A 23,653-nucleotide genomic window follows, 5' to 3' on the forward strand; every position below is an offset into this window, starting at 1 on the left:
CCGGCTGTTCGCGCATTGGGCGCTGCGGTACTGACCGAAGGACCGGACGGCACGAGCCGGATGAATCGAGAGGTTCACGTCCGGATCTGTGGGGGCGGGCAGGTGAGATCCCTGCCCGCTACCCGGCAACGCCGCCTCGCTGTAGGGGTTGTCGTTGCTGACCTTCGGCCGGGAGTGGGACTTGATGATGTCCAGGGTGGCCAGCAGATCGGTTACCGGCTTGGAGGTCATCGAGGTGCCGTTGTCGGAGTGGATCGTCTGGGGTGCGATCCCGCCGTTGGCGAGCAGGCTGTTCTCCATGAACTGCCGGGCCAGTTCACCCGATTCGCGCAGGTGGATCTCCCAGTGCACGACGTACCGGGAGAAGATGTCGATCATCACGTACAGGTCGTAGAACTGCCGCTCTGCCGGGCCGGGCAGCTTGGTGATGTCCCACGACCAGATCTCGTTCGGGGCGCGGGCGGCCAGATAAGGCTTCTTACGGGCCTCGTGGCGGGCCTGGGCACGGCGCTCGCGGACCTGATCGCGCTCGCGCAGCAGCCTGTACATGGTCGACACCGACGCCAGGTAGATGCCCTCGTCCAGCAGGGCAGCCCACACCTGGCGGGGAGCCTTGTCGACGAAGCGCGGGCTGTTCAAGACCGCGACCAACTCCTCACGCTCGGCCGCGGTCAGCTTGTTCGGCGGCGCCGGACGTGGCGTCGGCGCGCGCTCGGGCCGCTGACGCAGGCTGCGGTAGTAGGAGCCCCGGGGAATCCCGGTCAGCGCACAGCAGACTGCGATCGGCAGGCAGGCGGCCAGCAACAGGTCCAGCGTCTCGCGCCGGACCGTGGTCACGACGGCTCGTTCTCCGCGCTCTCGGAGATCATTTCCAAGAGCGCGAAACCTTTTCCCATGATGTCCAGGGCGGCCTCGGTCTGCGCCAGCTTCTTCTCCGCCCGCGCCTTGTCCCGCGTCAACGCCGCGTTCTCCTTACGCAGCCGCTCCAACTCCAGCTGCTCGGGCGTCTTGCGGGCCCGGGGTGCATTGACCGGGTTGGACGCGGAGGCCAGCTCGCCGTTGTCACGCTGGCGCCGCCACAGCGAGATGCTGGACTCATACAGCCCTTCTCGGCGCAGGATCGAGCCCTTGGTGCCGTCCGGCGCCGCCTCGTACTCCTCGACGATCTGCAGCTTGTAGGCGGCGGTGAAGGTCCGCCGCTTGGGCCGGTCGGCACGCGGCCCGGTGCCGCGCTGGAGGTCATGGCTGGTCATGGTCACCGCGGTGGATACCCGTTCTCGCCCTACTCATGTCAGTTAAGGAACTTTAGTCCCATCTGTCTCACTTGAGCTTGGCACAGAGGGTCCGGGCGGGGCCGGAGCGGGGGGCAAGCCGGTTACCAAACTTGGTCTCGCTCGTGGGTTAGCCAGTGGTGGTGGACGAGAGGGCATGGTCCACGTGACACATCGAGCGCATCGCCCGGCTGGGGCCGCAGGCGCGAGCCCTCGGCTCACGAAGGTCACTCGGACTCTCTGCCCGGTTCCTTCGGCGTCTTCGAGCTCAGCGAGTTCCAGCGCCTCGTGGTTCCCGCTCGCCTTGAATGGACGAGTAGCCGGAGCTATGGCCGATATTCAAGCTAGCGAGATACCATCGTCGTATGGAGCTCATTCCCATCAGTGAAGCGAAGGACCGGCTGACCGAGCTGGCCGATCGGGCTGCCCGGGAGCACGATCACTTCACTCTCACCCGCAACGGGCGACCCCACGCCGTCATTGTTTCCATGGCCGAGTGGGAGTCCCTGCAGGAGACCCTGGAGATCCTCGCCGACCCGGAGACACGCGCCGACCTGGTCGAGGCCGCCGCCGCCGAGGAGAGCGGCGACGTGACCACAGAGGAGGAGATGGCCGCCATCATGGCGGCGCGCCTTGGTAAGGCGAGCGCGTGAGTGACCGCTACACGATCCTCCTAGCCCCGCCCGCTCGGCGCGCGCTCACCTCGGGCTTGCCCGAGACTGTGGCGGCCGCGGCCTGGGAGTTGATCAGCGGCGCGATCGCGCGTGAGCCGTGGCGCGTCGGCAAACCCCTGCAAGAGCCGTACGAAGGACTACACGTCGCCCGGCGTGGGACTTATCGGGTCGTCTACCGCATCGACGAGGATAAGCACACTGTCACGATTCAGACGATCAAACATCGTCGAGACGCCTACCGCCCGTAACGAGCGGGAAGGCCGGTCGTCGACGGGAGTGGAGCCGAGAACGCGGACGTAGAAGTCTGCGAAGGCGTCGAGGTCTTCGGCGAACACTTCCGTCCGGGGCGCTGCTGGCAAGGGCCCACACCGCCCAAGGCGATCCAGATCAAACGCCGCCACATCGACCACAAGACCGGCAAGACCGCCATCGTCACGATCTACGCCGTCGCCGGCCTCTCACCCGGACGGGTCATCCGCCCAGATCGCCGCACTGATCCGCGGCCACTGGAACACAGATCCCGGCGGCCTTCAGCTACTCGGTCTTACTACGTGAGATCGCTTCGGCCCTGACCTCTGCTCTGATCGGGGAAAGACTCTCCAGGAGCCGATCGCCATCGACGCCGAACTGAGTCACCTTGGCCGTGGTCGCGCGGACTGCATATTGGAGAGCCGTAACAGCGTCTACCGCAGCCAGATGTAGCGCCAGAAACACGCCGGCCAGGATCTCACCGGCGTGAGTAGTGTCGACCGCGGTCACCCGGCATGTGGCAACAGGACAAACCTGGCCGTCCTCAACGTACGAGGCTCCCCGGGGCCCATGCTTGACAACGATCGGAACGTCGGGAATTCGTACAGGCTCTAGATCCGGTCACGCCTTCGGGTCGAGATACCAGATCTGCGTGCCGGCGTTCGAGCACGGAGTGACCCGTGCCTCGGCGCCGTCCGCCGTGGAGCCGTTGGCGACGTCCAGGCACAGTGCCTGGTTGTTGCGGGGTTTGAGCACATAAGCGGATCTGCCGACCGCGACCGGAAGCCATTGCTGCGCGCCGGTGCCGTTGCACGTCCACAGGTGCGCCTTGTCGCCGGGATCCACCGAGATGTTGCCGTTGGGCACGTCCAGGCACTTGCCCGATTTCGGGTTGACGAAGGAGAACACGCCGGCGGCCCGGCGCACCGGGCGCCACTGCTGGGCGAGCGCACCGTTGCAGGTCCACTGCTGGATGCGGGTGCCGTTCTCCGTCGCTCCCGCGTCGACGTCCAGGCAGCGGCGGCTGGCCAGGTTGACGGCGCGGTAGACGGCCGAGGTGGACACGCCGGTGGCGTCGCCGGTGCCGTGCGCCGGGCCGGTGGCGACGTACGCCTTGCAGGTGTCGTCGGTCACGTCGGTGGCGATCTCCAGGACCTGGGTGCCGTCCTGGGAGGGCAGCAGCGGTGAGCTGTAGTTTTGGCAAGGCAGGTACAGGTTGGGGTTCGGCGGGGTGAGGTCGACGTCGACCTTGACCGGGGCGTCGATCTCGTACCAGGCGCCCATGCCGCCCGCGGTGTTGACGAGGATGATCCGGCCGCTCTCCGGGAGGACGGTGGCGTCTCCGCGGTCGCCGCCGGTGCGCACCAGCTTGGCGACCACCAGGATCCGCCCATCGGGGCCGCCGCCGGGGGCCCAGGCCAGGGTGGGCGCGTGGGCGAGGTGCTTGCCATCCGCCGTGCGGATGATGGTGCCGCGGTCCTCGGGGTCGCCCCAGTTCCAGCCGTCCGGTGAGGTACGCAGGTACACCCGGCAGCCGTGCCCGTTCGTGACCGGCCGGATGTTGCAGTACTCGTACACCATGAGGTAGCTCCCGTTCGGGAGCCGCCTGACCACCGGCATGCCGGGGCTGTCCTCGGCGTTCACGTCGGCGGCGGCGTCCACGGCGACCGTGTTGACCTTGGCGCTCCACGTCCGGCCGCCGTCGGCGGAACGCACGCGCGCCAGCGTCTGGCCGTAGCGGGGCTGCTGGGTCTTGTCCGAGAAATGCATGACGAGCTGTCCCGACGCCTCGGAGAACTCGGGCTCCCAGAGACCGTGGCCCGTGGAGCCGGTCACGATGGGGCCGGGGAGTGGCGTCCAGGTGTATCCATGGTCGGTGCTCGTCCAACCGACGATCCGCGCGTTCGGATCAGGTTGATCCTCGCCGCCGCCGACGGCGTTGATCGACGTGGCCCAGATGAGGGTGCCCGCCGCGCCGGCGCCGAGCTGACGAGGGAACTCGAACAGCGCCGAGCAGCACGCGAACTCGCCGGCGGCGAGGTCGGGGCGGATCTCGCTGATGGGACGGAAGGTCAGCCCTCCGTCGGTGCTCTCGCGGATCGTCCCGCCGGCGCCGGTGTTGGTGGAGGCGAGAACGCGGCCGTTGTGGGTGGTGTCCGCGTGCTGCAGCCGGATGACCCGCGGATACCAGGCCTGCCCGGGGCTGAGCAACGGCGTACCCTGCTCCACGCTCGCCTCGGCGGGGGCGGCGACGCCTATCCCCGTCCCCAGCAGCAGTGCGAGCAGAACCCGTCTGAGGCGAGTCACTCCGGCCGAACGCATCGAACCTCCACCCGTGAACTGTTGCGTCGATGGCAGCCAGGACGTGTGATGTGTCTCTCCCCGCGGCGCACGGCCTCTGCCAGGTGGCCGATGCTAAGAGGGGCCGCAGGCGGAGGCGTCAGCCTGCCGCCGTATTCGCCGTCAACTTTCGCGGTAGCACGCGCTCCTCGCGAGCATGCCCTGGCCACTGTCCCGTCGCGGCAAGGATCACCCGGGGCAAGGATCACTCGGGGGCCGCTGGTGACGGGGACCCCGATGCCGGGTTTACCACGGCTGGTTGACATCAGACGTGCGCTACTGCGGCTGGTGGAAGCGATAGTCCACTCAGCGGTTGACGACCGCCAAGTGGCTGACGGATACCTTCGCGTCTGGGCCGAAGATCGGCCTCCCAGGGCGGAAGGGGCTGTCGAGATGGTCTCCTGGCGGAGGCGGGTCAGGGCTGCGGCTCGGTCGGTCGGGGTTGTGGTGGCAGGCGTGTTGCTGGCGTCGGCCCTGTCGGTTCCGACCGCTGTAGCGGAACCGCGGGACGGGGCGACGTCGCCGTTCACGCCGCTGCCGGGTTCGGAGGCTGCGGCGGCGGTTGAGGCCCGCAAGAGTGGTGAGCCGGTTGAGGCGAGTGCGTTGCGGACGGAGACGTCGACGACGTGGGTGAAGCCCGATGGGACGTCCCGGCTTGAGATAACGGCGTTGCCGCAGCGGGTGCGGAAGCCGGACGGTTCGTGGACGGACATCGACCTGGACCTGGTGAAGCGTGCCGACGGCAAGCTGGCGCCGAAGGCGGGTCCGGCGAACGTGGCGTTTTCCGGAGGTGGAGACACCGCTCTGGCGGCCTACGTCTCCAAGGACACGCGCAGCACGCTGCGCCTGGGTTGGCAGGACAAGCTGCCGACGCCCATGGTCAGCGGTGACACTGCCACCTATCCGTCGGTGTTCCCCGGCGTGGATTTGCAGGTCACTGCCGAGTTGTTCGGTTTCAGCGAGGTGCTGGTCGTCAAGACGGCCGAGGCCGCGAAGAATCCGGCGTTGTCGAAGATCAAATTCACCACGCGCACCGAGGGTGTGACGTTGCGCTCAGACGGCCAGAACGGTGCCGACGCGCTCGACGCGGCGGGGCGGACGGTCTTCCGGGCGAACTCGCCGAAGATGTGGGACTCCAGCGGGAGCCGAGACGAGCAGCCCGTCACTGCTTCGGGTCGCGCGCCGGCTGCGGCCCAGGAGGAGCCGCTCCGGCAGGTGGAGATGCCTATGGAGGTCGGCTCGGGCATACTGACGATCACTCCCGATCAGACGATTCTGCAGGACCCGGCGACGCGGTTTCCTGTCTTCATCGATCCGACGATCACCGATGGCCGTACGCACTGGGGCTACATCGACCAAGCCCATCCCAGCCAGGCGTGCTGGGACAACTCCTGCAAGGACGGCGACGGAGACCCTTATCCGCCGCGTGCGGGACGGTACGGCGGCGCAGGCGCGATCCGGTCGATGTTCGCCATGGACACCAGTCAACTGCCGAAGGGTTCCTACGTCGGCGCCGCCCAGTTCAGTATCACCGGCACCTGGACGCCCAATTGGTCGTGCAGCGTGAAGGTGGGCGTGGAGTTGAGGCTCACCTCCGGCATCAATGGCAATGAGACCTGGAACAACTTCAGCGGCAGTGGCCACTGGTCCACGGTTCAGGACACTCAGTCGGCGTCCCTGGGCCATGACGGCTGTGGGGCCAGGTCGCTTGAGTTCAACGTGCTCGACGGCGCGCGGAAGGCCGCTGCGGCGGGGTGGCGGTCTGCGACGTTCGGCCTGAAGGCACTGTCGGGACACGAAGGTGACTCCGACTGGTGGATGCGCTTCAAGCTCGACCCGAAGTGGACCATCGACTACAACCAGCGGCCGCGCCAGCCTTCGCAGCTGAAGGTCGGCGGTAAGACCTGTTCTACGACCACCTGGCCGTTGATCGGCAAGATGTCGGGTCGGCAGGCCCCCGTGGTGTCGGCGATGGCAACTGATCCCGATGCCAACAAGGGGCAGAAGATCACCGGTGTCGAGTTCGAGTGGGGCACCTACGATCCGGTGACCAAGACGATGACGCCCAAGGGGAACCCCAGGGACACGCACGACGATGCCTCCGGCAGGACCTGGCAGACCGAGATCCCCCAGAACACCGCCGCCTCGCTGGCCGACGGCACGTACTACGTGAAGGCCCGTGCTTATGACACGTGGAAGGTCAACGAACAAGGCGTCAGCTACTGGAGCAACCCTTGTTACTTCAAGGTCGACGCCACGGTGCCGGACGAGAAGCTCACGATCACTCCGGTGGCGGGTGAGGGGGAGTCGGCGCCGGTCTATTCACCCGACGTCTGGGGCGGTGGGCTCAACAAGGCCGGAACATTCGAGATCAAGGCCCCTACGGTCGGTGCCAGCAACGACATCGCCTTCTACCGCTGGTCGTTCGGCACCAGCGCGCCGACCAACCAGGTGACGGCGGGAACCGACCCCGATCGAACCGCACGTATCGCGGCGACGCCTTCGCAGTTCGGTCCGGCCGTGCTCTACGTCCGGGGGTTCGATGCCGCTGGTAACACCGACAGCAAACATTCCTTGTTCTCCATCACCATCCTGGTGAACCCGCCCGACTGCGGCGACGGCGCCTACCGCCCGTGTCCGGCGATGAGTGCCGGATTCTGGACCATGGGCGAAGGCAGCGGGTCGGTGAGCCAGGACCTGTCCGGCAAGAACCGCACGTTGATGTTCGGCCAGCCGGCGTATTGGGCAGATGGGCGACCCGGGCTGGGGAAGGCGATCGGCTTCGACGGCGTCAAGGCGTGCGGGAACACCAGCACCACGGTGACAGCCTGCCCGGACAACCCAGGCGCCAAGGTGCCGATCATCCGCACCGACCAGAGCTTCACGGTCTCGGCTTGGGTCAAGCTGCGGAGCTTGCCGAACCGCAACATGGCGGTCGTTACCCAGTCCGGCACCCACGTCGCCGGGTTCTCCCTCTACTACAAGACCGTCAGCGACACCGAGAAGCGGTGGACGTTCCTGATGACCCAAAACGACGTCGCCACATCGGCTCCCAACTACATTGCGCGTCGGTCGATCTCGACGAGTGACTATCCGGCCGAGTTGGACGTGTGGACGCATCTCGTCGGAGTTTACGACTCGGTGAATGGGACGCTCAGCCTCTATGTGAACGGCAACGACGTCGGCGAGACCGACGTGGTCGACACCAACGGGTTCCGTCCCGCCTTCAACTCCACCGGCAGCTTGCAGGTGGGCCGAGCCTGGTTCAACGACAAGTACCTCGATTACCTGGACGGCTCCGTCCAGGACGTGCACATCTACCCGGGCGCGATCGACAAGCAGATGATCCTCGGCGAGTCCAATCCCTATATTCGGCTGCCGGGACCGGCTGCTCCCTGATTCTTCGCAAGCCGCTGATGGTGCGGGCTGTCTGGACGCGCAGCCCACACCGTGGCCGACTGCGTCCTCATCACGTTCTTTGGCGCGAGGGTCCGGTTCGGAGGAAGCGTGCGCGGCTGGTTGAATAACGCCCGGTGGTCGGGCCGGCGGGTGCTGTGGATCGTGGTGCCCCTGGCGCTCACATTGATAGCGCAGTTGCTCGCGCCGACCCCGGCGTCGACCCTTGCCAAGCCGCGTGGCGCGGATCGTCCCACGACGCAGCGGCAGCCGTCGGTGAAGACCAGCAAGGTGGCCTTCAGGCCGGGTCACATGAAGGCTCCGGCCGGTGCGCAGCCGAAGCTGGAGGGCAGTTGGCCTGAGCCCGGTGTCGCCGTCGCGGACGTGGGCACGGCCACCGGACAGGTCGCCCGGGGCTCTGCGCCAGCGGCCCAGGCGGGGACGCTGCCGGTGTCGGTCAGAGCGGCGAGCGCAGGCACCGGCGCACCCGCGGACAAGCCGAGTGAGCAGCGGGTTCCCGGCAAGGTCAGGGTGGAACTCCTTGACCAGAAGGCTTCTGCCCAGGCGGGCGTGTACGGCGTCCTGCTCAAGGTAGGTGCGGCGGAGGTGGTTTCGACACCTGGTGCCGTTGCGCCGGCCGCCGGTGGTAAGGCATCGGTGACCTTGGACTATTCGGCGTTCCGCGGCATGGGCGGCGCGGGATGGGCTCAGCGGCTCCGGCTGGTCAGGTTACCGGACTGTGCGCTGACCCGGCCCGGCAGTCCTGACTGCCAGCCGCAGTCTCTCGCCACAAGCCGCAACGACGCGTCGGCCCACACGCTCAGCGCGGACGTCGACCTTCCTCCTGCCGGTGCTCCGCTCATGCTGGCTGCGGTGGCGGGGGCGTCCGGCCCCGCGGGCGATTTCGCGGCGACCTCGCTGTCGCCGTCGGCGACGTGGCAGGTGTCCAACCAGTCGGGCGCGTTCTCCTGGAGCTATCCCGTTCGGACGCCGCCTGCGGTTTCGGGACCGTCGCCGAAGATCGGGCTGTCGTACTCCTCGGGGAGTGTGGACGGGCGCACGTCGTCCACCAACAACCAGACTTCCTGGCTGGGCGAGGGGTTCGACTATTGGCCGGGCTACATCGAGCGCAAGTTCAAGTCGTGTTCTGACGACGGGCAGACCGGTAATCCGCCGCCCGGTGACCAGTGCTGGGGCGGCGAGAACGCGACCATGTCGCTGAACGGCTCGGCGACCGAGCTGGTACGTGATGACAAGACCGGGGTGTGGCGTCCCAAGGACGACGACGGCTCCACGATCGAGAAGTTGTCCGGTGTCGCCAACGGTGACCAGGGCGACAATGAGAACCTGGGTGAACACTGGCGGGTCACCACCGCTGACGGCACTCAGTACTACTTCGGGATGAACCGGCTGCCGAACTGGGTGTCCGGCAAGCCGGAGACCAAGTCCACGTGGACCGTCCCGGTCGCCGGCAACGACTCCGGTGAGCCGTGCCACAAGTCCACCGGTTTCGGGGACACGTTCTGCAACCAGGCGTGGCGCTGGAACCTGGACTACGTCGTCGACCCCCGCGGTAACGCGATGTCGCTGTGGTACGACACCGAGACCAACTACTACGCCAAGAACAAGGTCGCCAAGCCCGCGACGCCGTACATCCGCGGCGGCTACCTGACCCGCATCGACTACGGCCAGACCAAGAACACCATCTACTCGGCGAAGGCCCCCTACCAGGTCGTGTTCGACGTACGGGAACGGTGCTTCAAGAGCGCCGCGGACTGCGCCGACAGCAAGTTCACCGAAGCCAACCGCGCCAACTGGCCCGACATCCCGGTCGATCAGAATTGCAGCAAGGACGCGACCTGCGGCAACAAGTTCTCCCCGACGTTCTGGACGCGCAAGCGGCTTGCCGGGATCACCACCCAGGTCCTCAACGGCACTGCGTACAAGCCGGTCGATTCCTGGGTCTTCGGCCAGACCATCGTCGCGGCCGGTGACACCTCCGACCCGTCACTGCGGCTGAACGGGATCACCCACACCGGCAAGGCCACCGGCTCCAACGTGGTCGGCGGGGATGTGTCGCTGCCTAGCGTCACCTTCGGCTACTCACAGATGCCCAACCGGGTGGACGGCATCGGCGACGGCATGCCCGCGTTCATCAAGTGGCGCCTCACCGGTATCCAGAACGAACACGGCGGCGGCACCAACATCACCTACTCACCCATCGACTGCACCAAATCCTCCCTGCCGTCGCCTGAGAGCAACACCAGGTACTGCTTCCCGCAGCGGGTCGGGCGGCCCGGCGCGACCGATCCCCACGACCTGATCACGGACTGGCTGCACAAGTACGTGGTCACCGAGGTGAACGAGGCCGACTATGTCGGTGACGCCCCCGCCCAGATCACCCAGTACAAGTACCTGGACAAGCCGGCCTGGCGCTTCGCCGACGACGACGCTCTCGTGCCGGCCCGGCTCAAGACCTGGTCGCAGTGGCGCGGACACTCCAAGGTCCAGGTCCTGCACGGCGCTCCGCACGCCCAGCAGACCCGTACCGACTACCTGTACTTCCGTGGCATGGACGGCGACCGTGCCAAGGCCGACGGGTCGCAGCTCAAGCCGCCGGTGAAACTCGTCGACTCCGAAGACGACCCGTACGCCGACCACGACCACCGGCAAGGCATGTTGCTCGAGTCGATCCAGTACAAGGACAAGACCGGCAACAAGGAGCTGTCCGCCACGATCAACACGCCGTGGGAGTTCGGCCCGACCGCTACCCACGGCAGCGTCAAGGCATACAAGACCGATGTCGGCCGCACCCGTACCCGCACCGCGCTGTCGAACGGCTTCAGGCGTACTGAGGTCCTCAAGGAGTTCAACAACGACGGGACGATCAAGCAGCAGTGGGACAAAGGCGACACCGGTTCGAGTGTCGGCGACAGCGACGACCTGTGCACCCAGTACACCTACACCGGCAACGCCACGGCGGGCATCTGGGGGCTGAACAACCGGACGTGGACGGTCTCCAAACCCTGTGGCCAGAGCGCGACCTTGCCCGCCGACGCGGTCTCTGATGTGAAAACCACCTTCGACCTGACCTACGGCGAGCCGACCAAGACCGAGGAAGCCGACGGCTACACCGGCGGCAACCCGACCTATGTCACCACCTCTCGCACGGTTTATGACGGCCTGGGCCGCATCAGTGAGACCTACGACGGGTTGGGCAACAAGACCACCACCGGCTACACCGCTCCGGGCGGCGTCGTCACCGCGAGAACGACCACCAATGCGCTGAACCAAGCCTCCACGCAGACCATGGAGCCGGCGTGGGGGCTGCCGACGGTGACCACCGACACCAACGGCAACACCTCCACCTTGCACTACGACGCGCTGGGGCGGCTGATCAAGGCCTGGGGGCCGGGGCGCGCCACCGACAAGGCGCCGACGGGTGAGTTCGCCTATCTGGTCAGCAAGACCGCGGCCACCGCGATCACCAGCAAAGAACTGATGCCCAACGGGCAGCAGCGGGCCACGTACCAGCTGTTCGACGGGCTGCTGCGGCCGCGCCAGGCCCAGGGGCCGAGCAGCGGCACCGGCCGCGTGCTCACCGACGTCTACTACGACGACCGCGGCCTGGCCTGGAAGACCAACCACCGTTACCTGGACACCACCGGGCAGCCCGGTACCACCCTGCTCAAGCCGGTCCAGGACAACTCGGTACCCAGCCAGACCCTGACCACGTACGACGGTGCCGGACGGCCTATCGTCAGCACCCTCTACAGCTTCGCCACCAGGCAGTGGGAGTCCTCCACCAGCTATGGCGGTGACCGCACCACCACCACGCCCCCGCGCGGTGGGGTTCTGGCCACCACCATCACCAACGCCCGCGGCAAGCCCGTCGAACTCCGCCAGTACAAGAACGGCGCCGTCAGCGACGACCCCGCGGACTACGACGCCACCAAGTACGCCTACACATCCGCAGGAGAGCTGTCCACGGTCACCGACGCGGTCGGCAATCAGTGGAAGTACACCTACGACCTGCGCGGCAACAAGAAGACCGTCGAGCACCCCGACCGGGGCCTCACCAAGATCGACTACAACGCGGCGGGCGGTGTCGCCAAGACCACCGACGCCGAGAACCGGACCCTGAAGTTCAGCTACGACCCGCTCGGCCGCAAGACCTTCGAACACCAGGTCGCCGCCGACGGCACCGAGACCAAGCTGGCCGAGTGGACCTACGACACCGTCGCGGGCGGCAAGGGCATGCCTGCCAAGTCGATCCGCTGGTCCGGTGGCCAGGCCTACACCCAGGAGATCACCAAGTACGACGCGGCCTACCGGCCCCTGGAAAGCCAGGTCACCATCCCCACCACCGAGGGCAACCTCGGCAAGACGTACCAGACGAAGCTCACGTACAAGGCCGACGGGAGCCCCGCGACTTTAGCGATGCCGGCCGCCGGAGAACTCGGCCTCGAAACGGTCAGCTTCGGCTACAACGCTCTTGGTCAGGCCACCACGGTGGCGGGCCTGGACGCCTACGCTCAGGGCGCCTCCTACACCGACTTCGGAGAGCTGTCGCAGCTCTCGCTCGCGACCTTCACCTCCAACTATGTCTTCCTGACCAACTACTACGACGGCGCCACACGCCGCCTCACCCGCTCGCGTACTGACCGTGAAACGATCAACTCCGCTGACGACGACGTCAACTACACCTACGACCCCGCCGGCAACATCACCAAGATCGCCGACACCCCCAAGGGCGGCGTCGCCGACGTCCAATGCTTCAGCCAGGACAGGCTCCAGCGCCTGACCCAGGCCTGGACCGCTACCGACGACTGCGCCCAGGCGCCCACCAAGGACAACGCCGGTCAGGTCATCGGCGGCCCGCAGCCGTACTGGCAGTCCTTCGGCTACGACGCCACCGGCAACCGCACCAAGAGCGTCGACCACGACGTCACCGGTGTCACCACCAAAGACCGCACCAGTACCTACGCCTACGACGGCGACAGGAAGGGCCAGCCGCACACCCTGACCTCCCTCACCACTACGTGGGGCGGTGAGGGCGTCCCGGAAAGCGGCACAGCCACCAGCACCTACACCTACGACAAGACCGGCAACACCACCACCCGCAAAGTCGGCGGCGACGACCAAACCCTCGTCTGGGACGCCGAGGGCCAGCTCAGCCAAGTCACCGAACCCGACGGCAACGGCGGCACCAAGACCAGCACCTACCTGTACGACGCCAACGGCAACCTGCTCATCCGCCGTGACTCCGACGGCACCCGCACCCTCTTCCTCGACGGGCAAGAACTCAAGCTCAACGCCACCGGAACGGTGACGGGGACCAGGTACTACAGCCACAACGGCAACGTCATCGCCGTACGCACCGCCAAGGGCCTGTCCTGGCTCATCCCCAACCGCCAGGGAAGCGCCCAGCTCGCGATCGACGCCAAGACCCAGCAAGTCGTCCGGCGCCGCTACATGCCCTTCGGCCGGCTCCGCACCAACCCCGTCGACTGGCCCGGCACCAAGTCCTTCATCGGCGGCACACCCGACCCCAACACGTCGATGATCCATCTGGGCGCCCGCGAATACGACCCGGAAACCGGCCGGTTCGCCTCCGCCGACCCGATCGTCGATCACGGTAGCCCGCAACAGATGAACGGGTACGCCTACGCCAACAACAACCCCGTCACCCTCTCCGACCCCACTGGCCTGTCTCCCTGCCACCGCGACGGCAGCCAGTGCGAAGAACCCGGCAGCCCCGGAAACGGCACAGGCGCAGGCAAGGGCGTCGGCAAGGACCGTCACTCGCTCCGACAAGGCGACTACGACCACAAGTACGGAAACTCCTACGAGACCGGACGTGGCGGCTCCAGCGACGCCGAAGCCGCCGCGGCCAGGCGTCAGCGTCTAGAGGCCGCAGCCAGGGCCATGCGCGAACGCGTCGCCAAAGCCCAATCCCGCATCGCCAACGCCGCCGCAACCCTGGCCAAGATCGCAGCAGACGAACTCGGCATCACCGCCGGCCTCGACTGCCTCACCAAGGGAGACATAGGCGCCTGCGGCGAGACCATCGTCAACGTCCTCAGCTCGGCGGTCGGGGGACTGGCCGGCAAGCTCCTCAGCAAATACGCCCTCAGATGGGGCAAGGCCGCCAGCCTCATCAAGAGACTCTGGAGCGCCGTCAAAGACATCGCGGGCGGCATCAAGGACTGGTTCGCCGCCCGCCGCGGACTGAAAATCGCCGAAGCAGCCGTACGTACGGCACGTGCGGCCGAAGCAGCATCATCATGCCGCAACAGCTTCACACCAGGCACCAAGGTCCGCCTCGCCAACGGCACCACCAAACCCATCGAAAAGATCAAACCCGGCGACAAAGTCCTCGCAACCGATCCCAAGACCGGCAAGACCCAAGCCAAAGCGGTCGTGGCAGCCTTCTCCGGCACCCGCTACAACAACATCGTCGGAATCACCGTCGACATCGACGGTGAGCGTGGTCAGCGGACAGGCGTCATCCACGCCACCGAACACCATCTCTTCTGGAACGCAGGGGCCGGCTCATGGATCAGAGCTGATCAGCTACACGCCGGCACGCTGCTTCGCTCTCTGAACGGATCTACTTCGCCGGTCGTAAGCGTGGCCGGCTACGCGAGCGGACGAACTGTTCACGACTTCACCGTGGCAGACACGCACACGTACTATGTGCTGGCGGGCGAGACGCCGGTGTTGGTTCACAATTCTGGTGGATGCCCTCCGCTGAAAAATCTGCACCCGGACAGTTCGCTCGACAGAAGCTCGCTGGATTTCTGGCACAATCAAGACACCGAGGACATCGTATTGTCCTTGCGTCCCGGCCTGGATGAGTCGCTGAAGGTGACACCAGATGGAACCATCATGAATGGAAACACTCGGGTCACCGTTCTGCGCTCACGCGGATATGACGTCGATTCGCTTCCACGCGAACCGTACGGCGGCAATCCAATGACGGACGAAGACTTCTGGGATATGGATCAATGAAGATTCGAGATCGAGTCCGGTCGGCCTTGGAATCGGAGGCAAGGGAGCTGTTTCTGCGCACGCTCGGGCATCGGCTTGGGATTTCAGCCCGCGAGATCTTCGCCAGCGACACCCCGGACAGCTTGAGTCAAGCCCGCGCCTGCAACGAGATGATGATAGCCATCTGGTCGCAGCTCGACGTTGCCAAGTCGACAGGTGTTGCGGGGTATCCGGACTCAGAATTTCTCACGGTCCTCTTGAGCAAGGCCGACGGCGGAAGCGCCCGGCCGTATCTGAGGAGTGCCATTGAGAGTGCACTGACCTTCGTCGATGAAATTACCGCCGCAGAGTAGTTCTGATAGGCGAGACATTTCGTTTGCAAATGTCGAATGAGTGTGCAGGCGGAAGCCCCACCGGGATCCTCTCGGTGGGGCTTCCGGCGCGCTTGACGGCAACGGTGACGGCAACGTCAGCGGACGGCGGCTGCCTGCGACAGCGTGGTGACCGAATAACCCCATGCTTGGCCATGGCCCGCCGCCCGCTTCCTGGCGCATTTGCGTAACTCGGAGGCGAAGCGTTGAACCGGTCCCGCTGCCGGGTCGACCGGACTTTCACGACGGCCCACCACCGTTACGAGATTCCCTTCGCTAGAGGAGAGGGAGCCATTCGAATGCATTGTTTGCCTGCCTGATGAGGGGATGCCGAACAATCGGGGCACACGGACAATCGCGTCCGAAATGAGCGGGACGCGTCCGTGGAACCGTCGAAGGCGAGCATCCGTCCGTTGGACCTGAAGGCCAGGAATGTCGAGCAGCCCGCTCCCGCCGCCTTCTGATTCATCGCCGGACAGGGCACTTCCGGGAGGTCGGCGGTACGCTGCCCGGATCGCCGGTCGTGGAGCCGGAACCGAACGACACCCGGCTTCTCCAGCGGATAGGCGAGGGCGACCGTGGTCCCGTCGGGGCTGAAGGCGGCCTTGCTCGCCTCCGCGTCCCGCCATTGTGTGGTCGCCGCTCTGCCCAGGCTCAGCGTGCGGACGGTCGCCAGCAACTACGGCAACATGCTGCGCAAGGACTTCCGTGCCGTCGCCGACGCGGTTCGCGAGCTCGCCGACACTCAGCGACCACGAGGTCGGCTGAGCAGATGACGGGCGGCGTCAAGATCCACAACGACACAGCCCCGGACCCCGACCTCGACCGTATCCCCTTGATTGAGGGCGCGCGATCGGCACGGCGGCGTCGACCAGCAGCACGTGGATCGTCGCCGCCACGACTCACACCCACGGCAGGGTCACCTCGACCCTGAACCCGCCCTCTGGCAGCGGTTCCCCGTGCGCCGTGCCGCCAAGTGCCTCGGCACGCTCATGGATGCCGATCAGACCGTGTCCGCCCGCGCCGGCCCACCCGCGCTCCGCGCCCCCGATGCCGTCGTCGGTGACCTGGATGTGCAGCCCGTCCGCCGTATAGCGCAGCAACACCTCGGCCTCGGCGTCCTTCCCGGCGTGCTTGAGCGTGTTGGTCAACGCCTCTTGCACGATCCGGTACGCGGCCAGGCCCATGTCAGGCGGCGCCTGACGAGTTGGACCCTCGACGCGTAATCGTACGTCGATGGGCAGCCACTCGGTCATCTCCCGGATCGCCTCGATCCCCGGTTGCGGCAGCGTCGGGCCCTCCCGCAGCACGCCGAGCAGCAGCCGCAACTCGGCCAGCGCGGTACGGCCCACGTGCCCGATCGCCTCGACGGCAGCGCTCGCCCCGGCCTTGTCGTCGCTCAGCAGCGCGACGCCCGCGCTCGACGACTGGATCACCATGGCGCTCACGTTGTGCGCCACGATGTCGTGGAGTTCGCGGGCGATGCGGATGCGTTCCTCGGCCAGCGCGGCCTGGGCCTTGCTCTCTTCGGCGCGGGCCGCGGCACGCGCCACCGCCTCGGCCTCCGACCGCCGCAGCCTGCCCAGCCCCCATGCCGCCGCGCAGGTCACGAACGACACCGCGAACAGGTCGTCCGAAGGCTCCGGGAACACCGGCCCTGCCCACATCCGCGCCACCGTCACGACCGTCGGCAGCAGCGTGCCCGCAAGGAAGACGACCGGCCACCGCGAGGACGTCCACCGGCCTGCGGTGTAGAGCACGAGCATGAGCGCGGTCGGCGTGCTCAGCTCCGACCACGAGGCGTTCCACTCCGCCCAGATGTCCCACCGGCCACCGACGAACCACAGCGTCCACACCAGCGCCAGCACCTGCACCGGGTACCTGCGCCGCAGGGCGAGGCTCGCATAGGCCAACAGGTCGCCCCAGAACGTCACGGGCAGGCTGCCAGGACTGGCGATGGTGTGATCGCTGTAGGGCACCTCCACCAGGAGGAACGTACAGGCTGCCACAGCCAGCAGCGCATCGGCGAGCTGAGGATGCTCGCTCCACCAGTCCAGGGCCCGCCGCATCATGATCAAACGCTACGGGCGGTACGTCACGCGCGCCAGCGTCGTACGCCCATTGCATGTCAGCCGGCCGGCTTGTCCCGATCGCTCACGTGGTAGGTGCCCTGTGACTCGCACCGTACGCGCGACACCCCACCGTCAGGTGGGTGACGAGCTTTCCCGGCCAGGGGTGATGAGGCCGGATTCGTACGCCAGTGCCACGACCTGGGCACGGCTGGTGAGGTTGAGTTTCGTCATGGTGCGGTTGAGGTGGGTTTTGACGGTGGCTTCGCTGACGCAGAGCCGGGTGGCGATCTCGGCGTTGGACAGCGCCCGCCCGACCAGTTTGAGCACCTCGACCTCGCGGGCGGTGAGGAGGTGCAGCGCGGGCGAGAGCACGGCGGGGGACGGGTCCGTCTGACTGGTGTAGGCCTCGATCAGGCGCCGGGTGACGCTGGGTGCGAAGAGCATGTCACCCGATGCGACAGTGTGGATGGCGGCGATGAGTCGTTCCGGCGGGGTGTCCTTGAGGAGGAACCCCGAGGCACCGATGCGGAGGGCGTCGTAGACGTACTTGTCCAGGTCGAAGGTGGTCAGAATGAGCACCTGGGGCCGATGGTCGCTCTTCGTGGACAGGATGCGCTCAGTCGCCGCTACGCCGTTCATGCCCGGCATTCTGATGTCCATGAGGATGACGTCGGGCCGGGTGGAGGCCGCCTGGTCGATGGCCTCCTCGCCGGTCGCCGCCTCTCCGACGACGTCGAGGTCGGGGGCCGCGCGGAGCAGCGCCGCCAGGCCTGCGCGGACGAGGATCTGATCATCGACGACAAGTACCTTGATCATGTGTTCGGCTTACCGTGTGACTGAGGAGGTTGGTCGTCCTGGTGCGAGGACGACAGGGGCAGGGTGACCACGACCTCGAATCCGCCTGACGGCTTCGATCCGGCTGCGACCGTTCCCTTGTAGAGCTTGACGCGTTCGCGCATGACGATCAAGCCGTGGCCGTTCTCCTGCGGGGTGGCGGCCGCCCCACGCCCGTCATCGGTGACGCGCAGTTCCAGCTCGGCGCCGTAATGGAGCGAAACCCACGCCGTGGCCGGGCCCGCGTGTTTCAGCACATTGGTGAGGCATTCTTGAACGACGCGGTACGCGCACAGGTCGATACCGGGTGCCAGCGGGTGTACCGGGCCGGTGATCGACACCTCGACCGGCAGACCCGCCGAGCGCAGCCGTTCCACCAGTTGGTCGAGCCGTTGCAGGCCGGGTGCGGGGTCATAGCCGTCCGCGTCGTCGTCGTCCATGTCGATGCGCAGGACGGACAGCAGGCGTCTCATCTCCCCCATGGCCTCGCTACCGGTGTCGGCGATGGTGGTGAGCGCGCTGCGTGCGGTGGCGAGATCGGAGCCGAGGACGTACCGGGCGAGCCCTGCCTGGATCACGATGACCGACATGTGGTGGGCGACCAGGTCATGCAGCTCGCGGGCGATGCGCACCCGTTCCTCGGTCACGGCGCGCCGCGCCTTGTCCTCCTGCTCATGGCGCAGCCGTTCGCTGAGGTGGGCGAGCCGCCTGTTGCGCTCGACCAGCATCCGGGTGCTGTTGCCGAACGTCCATGCGACGGCGACCATGATGCTCGTCTGCGCGAGGTTCGGCCAGGTGAACTCGTCCGGGCCGAGGAACGCCGCGTGCCACAAGGAGACGGCCGGGGGCAGGACGCACGGGACGGACACGGCAGGCGATCGCTGGCCAGCCACGGTGTAGAGCGCCAGAAGCGGTGCCACCCCGTTGAGCCTGGCATCGTAACCGGCCGCGTGGAAGATGATCGAGGCGGCGCAGGAGACCATCAGCACAGTAACCGGGACACGCCGGCGCCAGGCCAGCGCGAGGTTGGCCACAAGAGTCAACGCCACGCCGGCGACCTCCAGCGAGCGCCGCGCATAGCCCGGATCGACCGAGCCGTTGGACGAGACGAGGCCGAACGTCAGGGTGACGCCGGCGACCACGACGCCGAACAGCAGATCGGTGAGGAAGGGGTTCATCATGGCGAGCCGTCTGAGGGACGACAGCACCTTTGCGCGCATCAGCGCATGGTAGCCGCGACCGGCCGCGTCACTCATCACTCATGCGGCTGACCGCCGCTACAACCTGGGCGGTATACACGCGGCACCGTACCGCAGCCGGTTGACCACTCGGGCGTAGCCGATACGCCGGACGTTTCGGTGGTCTTCAGAGTGCGGTTCGCGAGTCCATGCCCGTGATGTCGCAATGTGATCGGACGGATTTGTAGCGTTACCGCCGGTCGGCGGGATGGCCGCGTGGCCGAGCGCATCGCCGCGCTGATCCGCGGCCACAGGAAACACATACCCCGGCGGCCTTCAGCTACTCGGTATTACTACATGAGATCGCTTCGGCCCTGACCTCTGCTCTGATCTGGGAAAGGCTCTCCAGGAGCCGATCGCCGTCGACGCCGAACTGAGTCACCTTGGCCGTGGCCGCACGCACTGCATATTGGAGAGCCGTAACAGCGTCTACCGCAGCCATACGTAGCGCCAGAAACACCCCGGCCAGGATCTCACCGGCGTGAGTAGTGTCGACCGCGGTCACCCGGCATGTGGCAACAGGACAAACCTGGCCGTCCTCAACGTACGAGGCTCCCCGGGGCCCATGCTTGACAACGATCGGAACGTCGGGGAGAGGGCCTGCGCCGAAGAGGATCTGACGTTCCTCGTCGTTCATGAATGCCAGGTCGCTTTCGGCGACCACGACTCGAGATCTCTCCGGGTCGGTCTTGGCATAAAGCTCGAATGCGTCTACCGATATGGTGCGCCGGCCTGGGAGCCCCCTTAGAAACTCCAGCCATTGAAGCTGCTGGCTCGGAGGTGCCGTGCATATGTGAGCATGTCTGGCATTTCGGTATTCCATTGGAAAGCTCGAAAGAGTGACCTGCGACGCAACTCCCAGATCTGCATCGACTGATCTGCGTCCATCGGCATACTGAATGATTCGGAATCGAGCAGAAGGCCCATTCAGGAGCGCCACGCCACGAGTGTCGATTCCCAGCTTCCGCAACGGTTCAAGGTCATAGTCGAGACCTAGCGCTGAGACGAGTCCGACCTGCTCAGGGGCAAGGAGCGTGGCACCACGGGCGCTTCCGTAGCCGGCGCCACCCGGACTCAGTTTTCTGCCGTGAGGAGAGGTTTCGTCATTGGTGCCGACATGGCCTACGATCAGAAGGTCAACCACGGAGCCTCATTTCATCGGCCTGAAGCGCAAACCCAGCCTATCAGACAGATTGTTTCGGGCAAGCCATAAGGATGATTGCGGGCATACATATCAGCAAAGTTAGGGCATGATATGGCATAGTCGGTTAATCTGAGCTGGGGCCCTTGAAGGAAAGCTCGAGACAGCCATGGAGACAGCGGTTTTTCTCGTAGGAGTGATAGCTGCCCTGGTGGCCGTATTGACCTTGGTGGTCAACGTCTCTCAGTATCGACTACAAAAGCATTCACAAAAGGGTGGGCCTCCAGGATATAGGCTGGATCCGGCCGAAGCGGATAAGATCCTCAGCGGGGAAGTCACATCCGATCCGGTGCGCGCCATAGCCGCGGACCACATATTCATCGAATCGGAGAAAAAGGGCGTCGGCTACATCGACAAGTTGCAGATCTGCGTGTACTTAGACATGCACAGCGCAGCATGTGACCCGCGCAAGCGGGACACCCTGGGGATGGCGCTGGCCGATTTCGTGCGGCAGGTGTTGGGACCTCAGGCGATTCGCGGAGCATTGCTCGTGTCCCCACGTGAAGGAAATCTCCTGGTGGGCTCGACCGCGGCACAGCATCTGGGGATGAACTTCCTGATGATCAGGACCGGCCGGGCGCCGCGATTCGGCTATCCCATCGAAGGGACCTTCTCTCCGGGATCAACCGCAATCCTCGTGGACGATCTTTGCATGGAGGCGTCGTTCCTGGCTCGCTGCGTGAAGTTGCTACGTCGGTACGGGTTGAACGTGGCCCACTGCATCTGCCTCTTCGAGAGGCTCGACGGCGATGCCAGGGAAGGGCTTGCGGCAGTCTCGGTAGAGCTGCATTCGAGGTATCAGATAGACGACGATGAGCTGACCCGTCTCAAAGACCGCGGCGAGGCCGCCATCGAAGCCGAGAAACAAGCGGAGGGCACTGAGTCATGACCACGGACGACATGACATCGCTGGGCGAGAAAGGCTTCCTGGCCGACCTGCTTCCCCGTCTCTACAGTGATCCGCTGTTGGTCGGTGGCTTCGGCCATGACGCCTCGGTCATCGAGTTGACGAACGCTCCGTTCAACCTCATCCAGAAGATTGACAGAGCCTCGCACCCTGTCGCTCTCAAAGAAGGCTGGTGTGACCATCGCACGTGGGGGCAGATGGCGGTCACCGCGAACTGCAGCGACATACTCGCGTCCGGCGGTCAGCCGATTGCCTTCATGATGGCAGTGATGGTGCCCGGCACCGAGAACGCGCGCGACGTGCAGGAGATCATCTTCGGCGCCGCCAACGAGTGCCGCGCGAATGGTGTGGTCTATGCCGGCGGTGACACCAAGGAGGCCAAGGACGCGCATGTGGTGGGCACCGCGATAGGCATCGTGGCGAAGGACGGCTTCCTCCCTAGGAACACCGCGATGCCCGGCGACCAAATATTCTGCGCAGGGTTGATCGGCGGCTTCGCGGGCGCCTACTTCATGCTCAAGAGAGTGCCACAGGACCAGCGTGATCGGCCGGCGGAGGACTACATCCGGTATCCCTCTTCCCCCCGGGCCCAGTGGCGGGTAGCCACGGAAGTGAATGCTCTCAAGGCCGCTCGCTGCGGCATGGACGCGAGCGACGGGATCCTGGATGTGCTCCAGACCTTTTCGTCCGCAGGTGTACAGGTGAGCCTGAATCTCGATGCGATTCCCTATCACCCGTTCGCCTTGGAGTGCGCTCGCAAGACCGGCGTACCGCTGACTCAACTCATCTTCGGCGGCGGAGACTGGAACATCCTCTATTGCGTCTCACCAGAGCGTGCGGACGAGCTGCGCAAACTGGGAGACACGTCGTTCCCGCTGTTTCACATCGGCGAGGTCACATCCGGCAGCGGCGTCGTCGCGCGCGCCGAGGACGGAGCCAGGTTCGCTGTCAGCGGGGTCGTGAACGAACACTTCAAGAGCAGGATCGAGGATGCGACGGACTTCATGACCACTATCGAGACCGGAAATTTCCTTCAGTAAAGCCCTCCTCGGGCCAAGAACTTCGCACGATCGATCCTGACCTGTGCTATCGCGCGAGCGACGCCGACCTGCAGAATGCTCTTGCTGTACGCATAGCCGTGCCCGACCGCGTCGAAAAACCGTCCCGCTGGATCGAGCATCGCGTAGCTGCCCCTCATCGCATGGTTGTCCTCCGGGACGACGGTGATCCCGTGCATTTCGACGGAGACGCTTCGTCTAACAAATTGCTCGAACTGCTCGGGAGTGATGAGCAGTGACTCCACCTTTCCTGAGTTCTGCCCCGAAACAGGCAGGGCCTGCAGGATCTTCCAGCGTTCCGGGCGGGCGGCGATGATGAAGCTCGTCAAATCTTCGAAGCGGTTGGCGGCGGTGACCACCGTGTTGATCTTCAAATGGATGCCGGCTTCTTTTATGCGGTGGCACAGACTTAGGTAGTGGCACTCATCGGCCGGAGTCCCTGCGGTGACCCGGCCGATCGTGTTCAACGTCATTGCGTTCACACTGTCGACGCTGATCGTCGCCCAGTCCAGAGCGCCTCCGAGGTCCTCGAGCTTCTGCGTGCTCAGCAGACTCCCATTGGTCACGAGAGCCGTCGTCAGGCCGCAGCTCTTGGCGAGCCGGATCAGATCCGCGATCCAGGGGCAAAGGAGAGGTTCCCCTCCCGCAAATGTGATCTTAGTGAAACCGGCTTCCGCGAGCAGGGCCACGACCCGCCTTGCGTCCTGCTCGGGCAGGTGCCCTTCTGGGAGGACGGAATTACGGACATCGCGAAAAGTGGCGAAACAGAACCGGCATCTCATGTTGCATGGCTGCCACAAATGGAAATTCACCGTCTCGATGGGCACACCCATGTCACTCAACATTGCCATGAGGATTCCATCCGACCAGAAGGGGATGTGTCGGTGGTGCTGCTTCACTTCTAGCATTCGGCCGAGGAAGGCACAAGAAAAGATCCTCAACTAATCCCGATTCGCCACGTGAGCCACTGCGCTGCTGTGGCGCCTGCGTCTGCGGTCATCGTTTTCCGCTTCGTCGCGTTACGTCAGAGCGTGGCGCTCTTGATGAGT

17 protein-coding genes are annotated in these 23,653 nt (G+C 65.6%); 8 read left to right on the forward strand and 9 right to left on the reverse strand.

Annotated elements, in window-relative coordinates; all coding sequences use genetic code 11:
* Together ACTWPT_RS54230 and ACTWPT_RS54235 are read right to left on the reverse strand one after the other, a co-directional pair.
* On the reverse strand, positions 1–837 hold an 837-nt coding region (locus ACTWPT_RS54230), incomplete at its 3' end, for a DDE-type integrase/transposase/recombinase (protein WP_443185404.1).
* On the reverse strand, positions 834–1,253 hold the full coding sequence (locus ACTWPT_RS54235) for a transposase (RefSeq protein ID WP_443185405.1): 420 nt from the start codon (positions 1,251–1,253) through the stop codon (positions 834–836). The genes ACTWPT_RS54235 and ACTWPT_RS54230, both read right to left, overlap by 4 nt.
* A 383-nt stretch (positions 1,254–1,636) precedes the next feature.
* Between ACTWPT_RS54235 and ACTWPT_RS54240 the strand changes: the two genes are divergently transcribed.
* Both ACTWPT_RS54240 and ACTWPT_RS54245 read left to right on the forward strand, forming a co-directional pair.
* Complete coding sequence (locus ACTWPT_RS54240) at positions 1,637–1,924, forward strand: type II toxin-antitoxin system Phd/YefM family antitoxin (protein ID WP_305924257.1); 288 nt, start codon at positions 1,637–1,639, stop codon at positions 1,922–1,924.
* Complete coding sequence (locus ACTWPT_RS54245) at positions 1,921–2,193, forward strand: type II toxin-antitoxin system RelE family toxin (RefSeq protein ID WP_443185406.1); 273 nt, start codon at positions 1,921–1,923, stop codon at positions 2,191–2,193. The genes ACTWPT_RS54240 and ACTWPT_RS54245 overlap by 4 nt, the downstream gene beginning before the upstream one ends.
* Positions 2,194–2,479: 286 nt before the next feature.
* Here ACTWPT_RS54245 and ACTWPT_RS54250 read toward each other — a convergent pair whose 3' ends face one another.
* Both ACTWPT_RS54250 and ACTWPT_RS54255 read right to left on the reverse strand, forming a co-directional pair.
* Positions 2,480–2,794: a PfkB family carbohydrate kinase gene (locus tag ACTWPT_RS54250; protein ID WP_443185448.1), complete on the reverse strand. Its 315-nt coding sequence runs from the start codon at positions 2,792–2,794 to the stop codon at positions 2,480–2,482.
* Positions 2,795–2,815: 21 nt separating this feature from the next.
* Complete coding sequence (locus ACTWPT_RS54255; RefSeq protein WP_443185407.1) at positions 2,816–4,405, reverse strand: RICIN domain-containing protein; 1,590 nt, start codon at positions 4,403–4,405, stop codon at positions 2,816–2,818.
* Between ACTWPT_RS54255 and ACTWPT_RS54260 the strand changes: the two genes are divergently transcribed.
* The 4 genes from ACTWPT_RS54260 to ACTWPT_RS54275 all read left to right on the forward strand — a co-directional run bounded on the left by ACTWPT_RS54260 (position 4,355) and on the right by ACTWPT_RS54275 (position 16,070).
* Positions 4,355–7,933, forward strand: coding sequence for a LamG domain-containing protein (locus ACTWPT_RS54260; protein ID WP_443185408.1), 3,579 nt, complete (start codon positions 4,355–4,357; stop codon positions 7,931–7,933). The two genes, ACTWPT_RS54255 and ACTWPT_RS54260, sit on opposite strands and share 51 nt — an antisense overlap.
* 108 nt (positions 7,934–8,041) lie before the next feature.
* Positions 8,042–14,944, forward strand: a complete 6,903-nt coding sequence (locus tag ACTWPT_RS54265) for an RHS repeat-associated core domain-containing protein (protein ID WP_443185409.1) — start codon at positions 8,042–8,044, stop codon at positions 14,942–14,944.
* Positions 14,941–15,276 carry a hypothetical protein gene (locus ACTWPT_RS54270; protein WP_443185410.1) on the forward strand — a complete coding sequence of 112 codons (336 nt, stop codon included), beginning with the start codon at positions 14,941–14,943 and terminating at the stop codon, positions 15,274–15,276. The genes ACTWPT_RS54265 and ACTWPT_RS54270 overlap by 4 nt, the downstream gene beginning before the upstream one ends.
* Positions 15,277–15,872: 596 nt before the next feature.
* Positions 15,873–16,070: a hypothetical protein gene (locus ACTWPT_RS54275; protein ID WP_443185411.1), complete on the forward strand. Its 198-nt coding sequence runs from the start codon at positions 15,873–15,875 to the stop codon at positions 16,068–16,070.
* Between the two features lie 126 nt (positions 16,071–16,196).
* On the opposite strand, the gene ACTWPT_RS54280 is transcribed toward ACTWPT_RS54275, so the two are convergent.
* The 4 genes from ACTWPT_RS54280 to ACTWPT_RS54295 form a co-directional block, all read right to left on the reverse strand.
* On the reverse strand, positions 16,197–17,366 hold the full coding sequence (locus tag ACTWPT_RS54280) for a sensor histidine kinase (protein ID WP_443185412.1): 1,170 nt from the start codon (positions 17,364–17,366) through the stop codon (positions 16,197–16,199).
* A gap of 132 nt (positions 17,367–17,498) precedes the next feature.
* Positions 17,499–18,182 carry a response regulator gene (locus ACTWPT_RS54285; RefSeq protein WP_443185413.1) on the reverse strand — a complete coding sequence of 228 codons (684 nt, stop codon included), beginning with the start codon at positions 18,180–18,182 and terminating at the stop codon, positions 17,499–17,501.
* Positions 18,179–19,420 carry a sensor histidine kinase gene (locus ACTWPT_RS54290; protein ID WP_443185414.1) on the reverse strand — a complete coding sequence of 414 codons (1,242 nt, stop codon included), beginning with the start codon at positions 19,418–19,420 and terminating at the stop codon, positions 18,179–18,181. The genes ACTWPT_RS54285 and ACTWPT_RS54290 overlap by 4 nt, the downstream gene beginning before the upstream one ends.
* Positions 19,421–19,718: 298 nt before the next feature.
* The gene (locus ACTWPT_RS54295) at positions 19,719–20,582 is read right to left on the reverse strand and encodes a carbohydrate kinase family protein (RefSeq protein ID WP_443185415.1); all 864 of its coding nucleotides are present in this window, start codon (positions 20,580–20,582) and stop codon (positions 19,719–19,721) included.
* A gap of 166 nt (positions 20,583–20,748) precedes the next feature.
* Here ACTWPT_RS54295 and ACTWPT_RS54300 point away from each other — a divergent pair, with 166 nt between their 5' ends.
* Both ACTWPT_RS54300 and ACTWPT_RS54305 read left to right on the forward strand, forming a co-directional pair.
* Positions 20,749–21,528 carry a hypothetical protein gene (locus tag ACTWPT_RS54300; protein ID WP_443185416.1) on the forward strand — a complete coding sequence of 260 codons (780 nt, stop codon included), beginning with the start codon at positions 20,749–20,751 and terminating at the stop codon, positions 21,526–21,528.
* Positions 21,525–22,586: a thiamine-phosphate kinase gene (locus ACTWPT_RS54305; protein WP_443185417.1), complete on the forward strand. Its 1,062-nt coding sequence runs from the start codon at positions 21,525–21,527 to the stop codon at positions 22,584–22,586. The genes ACTWPT_RS54300 and ACTWPT_RS54305 overlap by 4 nt, the downstream gene beginning before the upstream one ends.
* Here the strand turns inward: ACTWPT_RS54305 and ACTWPT_RS54310 are convergent.
* Positions 22,580–23,437, reverse strand: a complete 858-nt coding sequence (locus ACTWPT_RS54310; protein WP_443185418.1) for a viperin family antiviral radical SAM protein — start codon at positions 23,435–23,437, stop codon at positions 22,580–22,582. The two genes, ACTWPT_RS54305 and ACTWPT_RS54310, sit on opposite strands and share 7 nt — an antisense overlap.
* Positions 23,438–23,653 lie beyond the last annotated feature (216 nt).

The sequence above is a fragment of the Nonomuraea sp. 3N208 genome (assembly GCF_052245935.1).
In the GTDB taxonomy this organism is placed as follows: Bacteria; Actinomycetota; Actinomycetes; order Streptosporangiales; family Streptosporangiaceae; genus Nonomuraea.

Bases quoted from the DNA above. Each gene is read 5' to 3' on its own strand.
- ACTWPT_RS54235 (WP_443185405.1), bottom strand. From the start codon at position 1,253: ATGACCAGCCATGACCTCCAGCGCGGCACCGGGCCGCGTGCCGACCGG.
- ACTWPT_RS54240 (WP_305924257.1), top strand. From the start codon at position 1,637: ATGGAGCTCATTCCCATCAGTGAAGCGAAGGACCGGCTGACCGAGCTG.
- ACTWPT_RS54270 (WP_443185410.1), top strand. From the start codon at position 14,941: ATGAAGATTCGAGATCGAGTCCGGTCGGCCTTGGAATCGGAGGCAAGG.
- ACTWPT_RS54280 (WP_443185412.1), bottom strand. From the start codon at position 17,366: ATGATGCGGCGGGCCCTGGACTGGTGGAGCGAGCATCCTCAGCTCGCC.
- ACTWPT_RS54285 (WP_443185413.1), bottom strand. From the start codon at position 18,182: ATGATCAAGGTACTTGTCGTCGATGATCAGATCCTCGTCCGCGCAGGC.
- ACTWPT_RS54290 (WP_443185414.1), bottom strand. From the start codon at position 19,420: ATGCGCGCAAAGGTGCTGTCGTCCCTCAGACGGCTCGCCATGATGAAC.
- ACTWPT_RS54300 (WP_443185416.1), top strand. From the start codon at position 20,749: ATGGAGACAGCGGTTTTTCTCGTAGGAGTGATAGCTGCCCTGGTGGCC.
- ACTWPT_RS54305 (WP_443185417.1), top strand. From the start codon at position 21,525: ATGACCACGGACGACATGACATCGCTGGGCGAGAAAGGCTTCCTGGCC.
- ACTWPT_RS54310 (WP_443185418.1), bottom strand. From the start codon at position 23,437: ATGGGTGTGCCCATCGAGACGGTGAATTTCCATTTGTGGCAGCCATGC.